The following is a 6,843-nucleotide window of genomic DNA, read 5'->3' as shown; positions in this document are numbered from 1 at the left end:
CTCGGCTGGGTCACCGACCTGATGGTCGCGGGATCGCTGGCGACCGGCGACTACCGAGGCGCGGCCGGGGACCGGCACGGCCCGCCCGGCCGGGGCAGCGCCGCCAGGATCAGCCCGAGCAGCGTCACCGCGACGACCCCGTCGAGCCAGTAGTGGTTGCCGGTGCCGACCACCACCAGCAGGGTGACGACCGGGTGGGCCAGCCAGAGCCACCGCCACCGCCCGGCGGTGACCGTGACCAGCGCGACGGCGACGGCCAGGGCCCAGCCGACGTGCAGCGAGGGCATGGCGGCGTACTGGTTGCTCAGCGTGTCGGCCTCGGGTGGGCCGTAGACGGCGGGGCCGTACCGGCTGCCGGTGTCCACGAGGCCGGTGAGCGCGGTCATCCGGGGCGGGGCGAGCGGGACCAGGACGTGCAGGGCCAGCGCCGCCGCGGTGAGCGCGGCGAGCGCCCGCCGCATCCAGCGGTAGTACGCGGGATGGCGGAGGTAGAGCCAGACCAGGCAGAGCGCGGTGGCCGGGAAGTGCACGTACGCGTAGTAGCAGTTGGCCAGCCGGACCGGCAGCTCGTGGACGAGCAGCGGCGCCTGCACGGCGGCCTCGTCCGGCAGGTGCAGCAGTCGCTCCAGCCACCAGATCCGCTCCCCGTTCGCCCGCGCGGTGGCGGACCGCCCCGCCACCGCGAGCCGGCCCGCCTTGTAGGCGAGGAAGAGCGCGGCGACGAGGGCCAGCTCGCGGACCGCCCGGCGGATCGCCCCGGCCGGCCGCGCGTCGGCGGCCACCGGCGGCGGCGCGGGCTGCGTGGTGTCCACGGCGCCTCGATTCGGTCGCGGCCGGCGTACGCCGGCCGGGTGGGCACGGACCAGGGCCGCCGCCGGATCGGCGACGGCCCTGGGACGACGGGGCGTCAGCGGCGGGCGGGTTCGCCCGGTCCGGTGACGTCCACGGACACCTCGTCGAAGGCGGGCGCCCCGTCGACCGCGTCGGCCGCGACGGCGACCGAGCGGGCGGTGTCGGGCAGGTCCAGGCTGGACCGCAGGGTGACCGGCTTGAGCAGAAGCGCGGCCAGGATCCCGACGACCGCGATGGCGGCGGAGATCAGGAAGATGTGCCCGGTCGCGTCACCGTACGCGGCCCGCACAATGTGCTGCACCGGCGCGGGCAGGGCGGCGAGGTTGAGCGTGCTGCCGCCGCCGCCCGAGGTGGGGATCCCGGCCGCGGCCAGGTCGTGGGTGATCCGGTCGGTGACCTGGCGGGCCAGGACCGCGCCGAGCACCGACACGCCGATGGTGCCGCCGAGCGAGCGGAAGAACGCCACGGTCGAGCTGGCCGCACCGATGTCCTTGAGCGCCACCGTGTTCTGCACCGCGAGCACCAGGTTCTGCATGGTCATGCCGACGCCCACGCCGACGATGAACATGGCGGCGCCGACCAGGACCAGCGAGGTCTCGTGGTCGATGGTGCCGAGCAGGGCGAAGCCCGCGACCAGGATGACCGACCCGGCGACGATGTACGGCTTGATCTTCCCGGAGGCGGTGATCAGCCGACCGGCGACGATCGAGGAGAGCAGCACGCCGGCCATCATCGGGATGGTGAGCAGGCCGGCCTCGGTCGGGCTGTAGCCGCGGCCGATCTGGAAGTACTGGCCGAGGAAGACGGCGCCGCCGAACATCGCCATGCCGACCGCGAGGCTGCCGAGGATGGCCAGCGCGGTGGTGCGCTCGCGGACGATCTCCAGCGGGACGACCGGCTCGGCGGCCCGGGACTCCACGAGGACGGCCAGGGCGAGCAGCAGCACGGAGCCGCCGACCATCGCGCCGGTCTGCCAGGACAGCCAGGCGAACGAGTCGTCGACGAAGGAGATCCAGATCAGCAGCAGGCTGACGCCGGCGGCGATCAGCGTGGCGCCCAGGTAGTCGATCTTCACGTTGTCCCGCCGCGCGGTGGGCAGGTGCAGGGTGACCTGGAGCAGGATCAGCGCGATGATCGCGACCGGCACCCCGACGAAGAAGCACCAGCGCCAGCCGAGCCAGGAGGTGTCCACGATGAGGCCGCCGAGCAGAGGGCCGCCGACCGTGGCGAGGGCCATCACGCCGCCGAGGTAGCCGTTGTAGCGACCGCGCTCCCGGGGCGGGATCATGGCCGCGATGGCCACCTGGACCAGGGCCTGGAGGCCGCCGACGCCGATGCCCTGGAAGGCGCGGGCGGCGATGAGCTGGCCGGCGGAGTGCGCGAAGCCGGCCGCGACCGAGCCGGCCAGGAAGACCACGATGGCGACCTGGATCAGCAGCTTCTTGTTGAACAGGTCGGCGAGCTTGCCCCAGATCGGGGTGGTCGCCGTGGCGGTGAGCAGGGTGGCGGTGACCACCCAGGTGTACTGGGTCTGCGAGCCGTTGAGGGCTCCGATGATCTTCGGTAGGGCGGTCGAGACGACCGTGCCGCTCAGCATGGCCACGAAGAGCACCAGCAACAGGCCGCTGAGGGCTTCCAGCGTCTGCCGCCGGTTCATGGGCGCGGCGTCCGCCGTCGCGGTGGGTGCGCTCATCGCGCGTCCTCCAGGTTGTCGTGTCGAGTGAGGGCGACCTCGAGGTCGCGGGTGAGCCGCCCGAGCGCGGCGGACAGGGCCGCCACCTCGCCGGGGGTCCAGTCGGCGAGCGCCCGGGAGAGCACCCCGCCGTACCAGTCGTAGGCCTCGGTCAGGGCGGCCCGGCCGGCCGGGGTGACCGTGAGCTGGCTCGCCCGCCGGTCCTCCGGGTCGGCGCGCCGGTCGACCAGGCCGTCGGCGACCAGCGCGGCGACCGCCCGGCTGACCGTCGAGGGGTCGAGCCGGCTCCGCTCCGCCAGGTCCCGGGCATGGCAGCCGGTGGTGGCGTCCCGGTCGATGTGCCGAAGCAGGCCCACCAGGCCGGGTGGCACGGCCGGCCGGTCGTCGGCGCGCCGCTGCTTGAGCAGCCGCACGCCGGTCAGCAGGTCCTGCAACCGGGTGACGAGCTCTCGGCTGGTCGCGTCCACTCTTCCCCTCCCCTGCCTTGGTTGCCTCAAGCAATCATTCGCGAATCTTGCGCAGTAGGCAAGTTTGCTCATTGAGAAACGGATCACGTACGCTGGGCAACCATGGAGGAGGCCACCGGGCTGCGTGAGCGGAAGAAGGCGGCGACCCGCCTCGCCCTGCACGAGGCGGCCCTGCGCCTGGCCGCCGAGCAGGGGCCGGACCGGGTCACCGTCGAGGCGATCGCCGACGCCGCCAACGTGTCCCGGCGCACGTTCTCCAACTACTTCTCCAGCAAGGAGGAGGCGCTCTTCCACGGCGACACCATGCGGCTGCGCCGGCTGCTCGACCTGATCGCCGAGCAACCCGCCGACCTGCCGCCGTGGGCGGCGCTGAGCCGGGCCGCGCTGCGCCAGGCCGACGAGATGTACGACGGGACCGCCGAGTCCTGGCTCAACCGGCGCCGCCGGCTGCACGGCAACCCGGGCCTGGTGGCGCACCAGGTGGCCGCGTACACGGCGATCGAGCGGGAGCTGGCCGGGGAGGTCGCCCGCCGGCTGACCGGCGCCGATGCGGCGCTGCGCGCCCGGATCCTGGCCGCGACGTTCCTGGCCACCCTGCGGGTCGCCGTCCAGCAGTGGATCGAGGCGCCGGACCAGCCGCTCGCCGGCACGCTCCGGGCCGCGCTCGCCCACGCCGCCCCGGCGACCGGCTGAGGTGTCGGAGGGTGGGGCTACCGTCCTCGGCGTGGTCACCGTCGACGAGGTGCGCGCCCTGGCCCGCACACTGCCGCGCACCAGCGAGCACCTGATCCACGACCGGATCAAGTTCCGGGTGGGCGCGATCGTCTACGTCGCGTTCAGCCGCGACGAGCGGAGCATGGGCTTCGGCTACCCGAAGGAGCAGCGGGACGGGCTGATCGCCGCCGAGCCGGAGCTGTTCTTCCTGCCCCGCCCCAGCGACCTGCGGTTCCACTGGGTCTGCTGCCACCTGGAGCGGCTCGACCACGACCAGATGACCGAGCTGGTGTGCGAGGCGTGGCGGATGGTCGTGCCGAAGTTCCTGGCCCGCCAACGGCTGGGTGAGTGAGCGCCGGGGCTTCGGTGAGAGCGATACCACGCCTTACGGTCCCGACATGAGCGCCAGCACGACATCCACGGCGGCCGTGCGGCCGTACCGGCCCGCCGACCACGACGCGGTCTACGACATCTGCGTCCGCACCGCCGACGCCGGCGGCGACGCCCGCGGACGGTACGCCTCCGACGACCTGATGCCCGACCTCTTCGCCGGCCCCTACCTGCACCTCGAACCGGAGCTGGCGTTCGTGCTGGCCGACGCCGGTCGCGTGGTCGGCTACGTGGTCGGCGCCGCCGACACCCCCGCCTTCGTCCGCGCCTACCGGCGCGTCTGGATCCCCCGGCTGGCGCACCGCTACCCCGCGCCGGCCGGTGACCCGCGCACCCCGGACGAGGAGATGATCGCCCTGCACCACCGTCCCGAGCGGATGCTCCTGCCGGAGCTGGCCGGCTACCCGGCCCACCTGCACATCGACCTGCTCCCCAGCCACCAGGGGCGCGGCCACGGCCGGCGGCTGCTGGAGACGTGCCTGGCCGCCGCCGCCCGGGCCGGCGCGCCCGCGCTGCACCTCGGCATGGTCACCGCCAACGTCCGCGCCCGCGGCTTCTACGACCGGCTGGGCTTCCACGTGATCCCGGTGCCGGACCCAGGCCCGCTCACCTATCTGGGCCGGTCCACCACCTGACGAGGCCGGCCGGGATGACGATCGATTCCGTCCCGGGGGCCGACCCGCCGCTGACAGACTCGGGCGGTGGGCCGCGACGGGTGGGGCAAGGGGCTGGGGCCCGCCATGCCGGTCGCGCCGGCCGCCCGGGTGGACAAGTTCGAGGTCTTCTTCGACCTCGTCTTCGTGGTGTCGTTCTTCATCATCACCCGGGCCACCGCCGCAAACGTGACCCCGCGCGAACTGCTGCACGCCATGCTCGTGCTCGCCGTGCTCTGGTGGTGCTGGGTGGTGCACAGCGCGGTGGCCAGCCGGCTCCGGCTGGGCGAGGGCTTCGTCCCGGTGCTCATGGTCATCGGCATGGTCGCGCTCTTCACCTTCGCGCTGGCCCTGCCACAGACCTTCGGCACCCTCCGGGAGGGCACCGCCGGGCCGATCCTGGTCACCGTCAGCTACATGGTGATCCGCGCCGTGCACATCGCGCTGTACGCGTACGCCACCCGGGGCAACCCGCCGGCCCGGCGCACGCTCTGGAAGTTCGTCCCCGAGGTGCTCATCACCACCTGCCTGCTGCTGGTCGCGGCGGTGCTCCCGCCCGAGATCGGTGATCGCGACCTCGGGCTCTGGGTGCGCGACGGGCTCTGGATCGCCGTGGTCGTCATCCAGTACGCCAGCGGCCTGCTGGCCGGCACCGACGGCTGGCAGATCACCTCCGCAGAGCACTGGACCGAGCGCTACGACCTCATCCTGATCATCGCGCTGGGCGAGTCGGTCATCTCCGTCGGAGTCGGCGGCAACCTGATCGGCAAGCCGGTGACCTGGCCAGCCATCCCGGCGGCGATCTTCGGCATCCTGTTCACCGCAGCGCTCTGGTGGGCGCACTTCGACATGATCGGCCCGGCCGCCCGGATCGCGCTGCACGCCGCCGAGGGCCGCCCACGCGTGGCGATGGCCCGCGACGCGTACGCCTATCTCTACCTGCCCATGATCGCCGGGGTGATCCTGTTCGCGCTCGGCGCCGAGGAGCTGGTGCGGACGATCACCGACCCGGCCGGCGGGGTGACCGAGCGGCCCCACGGCCCGGCCGTGCTGCTGCTCTTCGCCGGCGTGATGCTCTACCTCGCCGCGGACATGGGGTTCCAACTGCGCACCCTGCGGACCGTGTCGTGGACCCGGGTCGCCGCCCTCGCCGCGCTCGCCGCCGGGCTGTCGGTCGGCGGGCACCTGCCGGCGCTGGGCGCGCTCGGGCTGCTCACCGCGATCTGCATCGCGCTCGTCGCGATCGAGCTGGTGATGATGGCCGACTCCCGCGCCGCGCTGCGCCGGGCCGTCTACGAGGAGAAGGCCAGCCACGAGGCGAGCGAGGCGGCCTTCCGCGCCCGTTGGCACGACGGCTCCGAGCAGCCCGCGGAGTAGCCGCTCGCCCGTCCGACATGGTGGGACCGGCGACCCTTAGAGTCTCCGCGTGATCGAGATCGCCACCGAGGTCGACCTGTTCCACGCGCCCGCACGGATCTGGCGGGCGCTGACGGAACAGGAACTGCTTGCCAAGTGGTTCGCCGGAAGCGAGTCGCTGGGTGACCGGACGCTGCTGCGGACCGCGGGGCTGCCCGGGTACGACGCCGACACCGAGGTGGAGGTGGTCGAGCTGCGCGCGCCGGAACGGCTGGTGCTGCGCTGCCGCGAGGCGGACCGGAGCACCCGGCTGGCCTGCGAGATCGTCCCCACCGGCCACGGTTCCCGGCTGTCGGTGCGGGAGGTGCTGGAGCAGGGCGACTGGGACGCCGACCGGCGCGCCGAGCAGCACCAGCGGGCGGTGACCGGGCGACTGCCGGCAATCCTCGACTGGCTGGCGTTCCAGCAGGTCGACCTGCGTCGGGCCGAGGGCGGGCTGACCGCCGAACTGCCGGTGGTCCGGCTGCTCGGTGACGTGCGCAGCCGGACCGGTCGCCGGCGGGCGGTGCTCGTGGCCGCGGTCCTGGCGGTGCTCGGCGTGGCCGCCGGGGCGACGGTCTGGGATGGGCGAAGGTCGAGATGGACGCGGTTCCACACGGTCTTCACGTCGGGTGTGCGGGTGAACTGCAGATAGGGGCCGACGCCCTTGGCGGAGCGC

7 protein-coding genes and 2 pseudogenes are annotated in these 6,843 nt (G+C 73.5%); 5 read left to right on the top strand and 4 right to left on the bottom strand.

Features of this window, described 5'->3' with window-relative positions; genetic code table 11:
- Window positions 1-50 precede the first annotated feature (50 nt).
- The 3 genes from ABZV78_RS30940 to ABZV78_RS30930 form a co-directional block, all read right to left on the bottom strand.
- Window positions 51-812: a phosphatase PAP2 family protein gene (locus ABZV78_RS30940; RefSeq protein WP_355644286.1), complete on the bottom strand. Its 762-nt coding sequence runs from the start codon at window positions 810-812 to the stop codon at window positions 51-53.
- 95 nt (window positions 813-907) lie between these two features.
- Window positions 908-2,545 (bottom strand): MDR family MFS transporter, encoded by a 1,638-nt coding sequence (locus ABZV78_RS30935; protein WP_355644284.1) that lies wholly within the window; start codon window positions 2,543-2,545, stop codon window positions 908-910.
- Window positions 2,542-3,012, bottom strand: a complete 471-nt coding sequence (locus ABZV78_RS30930; RefSeq protein ID WP_355644282.1) for a MarR family transcriptional regulator — start codon at window positions 3,010-3,012, stop codon at window positions 2,542-2,544. The genes ABZV78_RS30935 and ABZV78_RS30930 overlap by 4 nt, the downstream gene beginning before the upstream one ends.
- Before the next feature lie 102 nt (window positions 3,013-3,114).
- Between ABZV78_RS30930 and ABZV78_RS30925 the strand changes: the two genes are divergently transcribed.
- The 5 genes and pseudogenes from ABZV78_RS30925 to ABZV78_RS30905 form a co-directional block, all read left to right on the top strand.
- Window positions 3,115-3,705, top strand: a complete 591-nt coding sequence (locus ABZV78_RS30925) for a TetR family transcriptional regulator (RefSeq protein ID WP_355644280.1) — start codon at window positions 3,115-3,117, stop codon at window positions 3,703-3,705.
- 31 nt (window positions 3,706-3,736) lie between these two features.
- Window positions 3,737-4,078 carry an MmcQ/YjbR family DNA-binding protein gene (locus ABZV78_RS30920; protein ID WP_355644278.1) on the top strand — a complete coding sequence of 114 codons (342 nt, stop codon included), beginning with the start codon at window positions 3,737-3,739 and terminating at the stop codon, window positions 4,076-4,078.
- 46 nt (window positions 4,079-4,124) lie between these two features.
- Window positions 4,125-4,751 carry a GNAT family N-acetyltransferase gene (locus tag ABZV78_RS30915; protein WP_355644276.1) on the top strand — a complete coding sequence of 209 codons (627 nt, stop codon included), beginning with the start codon at window positions 4,125-4,127 and terminating at the stop codon, window positions 4,749-4,751.
- 66 nt (window positions 4,752-4,817) lie between these two features.
- On the top strand, window positions 4,818-6,146 hold the full coding sequence (locus ABZV78_RS30910; RefSeq protein WP_355644275.1) for a low temperature requirement protein A: 1,329 nt from the start codon (window positions 4,818-4,820) through the stop codon (window positions 6,144-6,146).
- 49 nt (window positions 6,147-6,195) lie between these two features.
- A pseudogene (locus ABZV78_RS30905) lies at window positions 6,196-6,534 on the top strand (SRPBCC domain-containing protein); the annotation flags it as partial.
- Between the two features lie 215 nt (window positions 6,535-6,749).
- Here the strand turns inward: ABZV78_RS30905 and ABZV78_RS30900 are convergent.
- Window positions 6,750-6,843, bottom strand: a pseudogene (locus ABZV78_RS30900) (VOC family protein); the annotation flags it as partial.

Source organism: Micromonospora sp. NPDC004540 (genome assembly GCF_040610095.1).
In the GTDB taxonomy this organism is placed as follows: domain Bacteria; phylum Actinomycetota; class Actinomycetes; order Mycobacteriales; family Micromonosporaceae; genus Micromonospora.
This window is presented reverse-complemented; position numbering and strand designations above follow the sequence as displayed.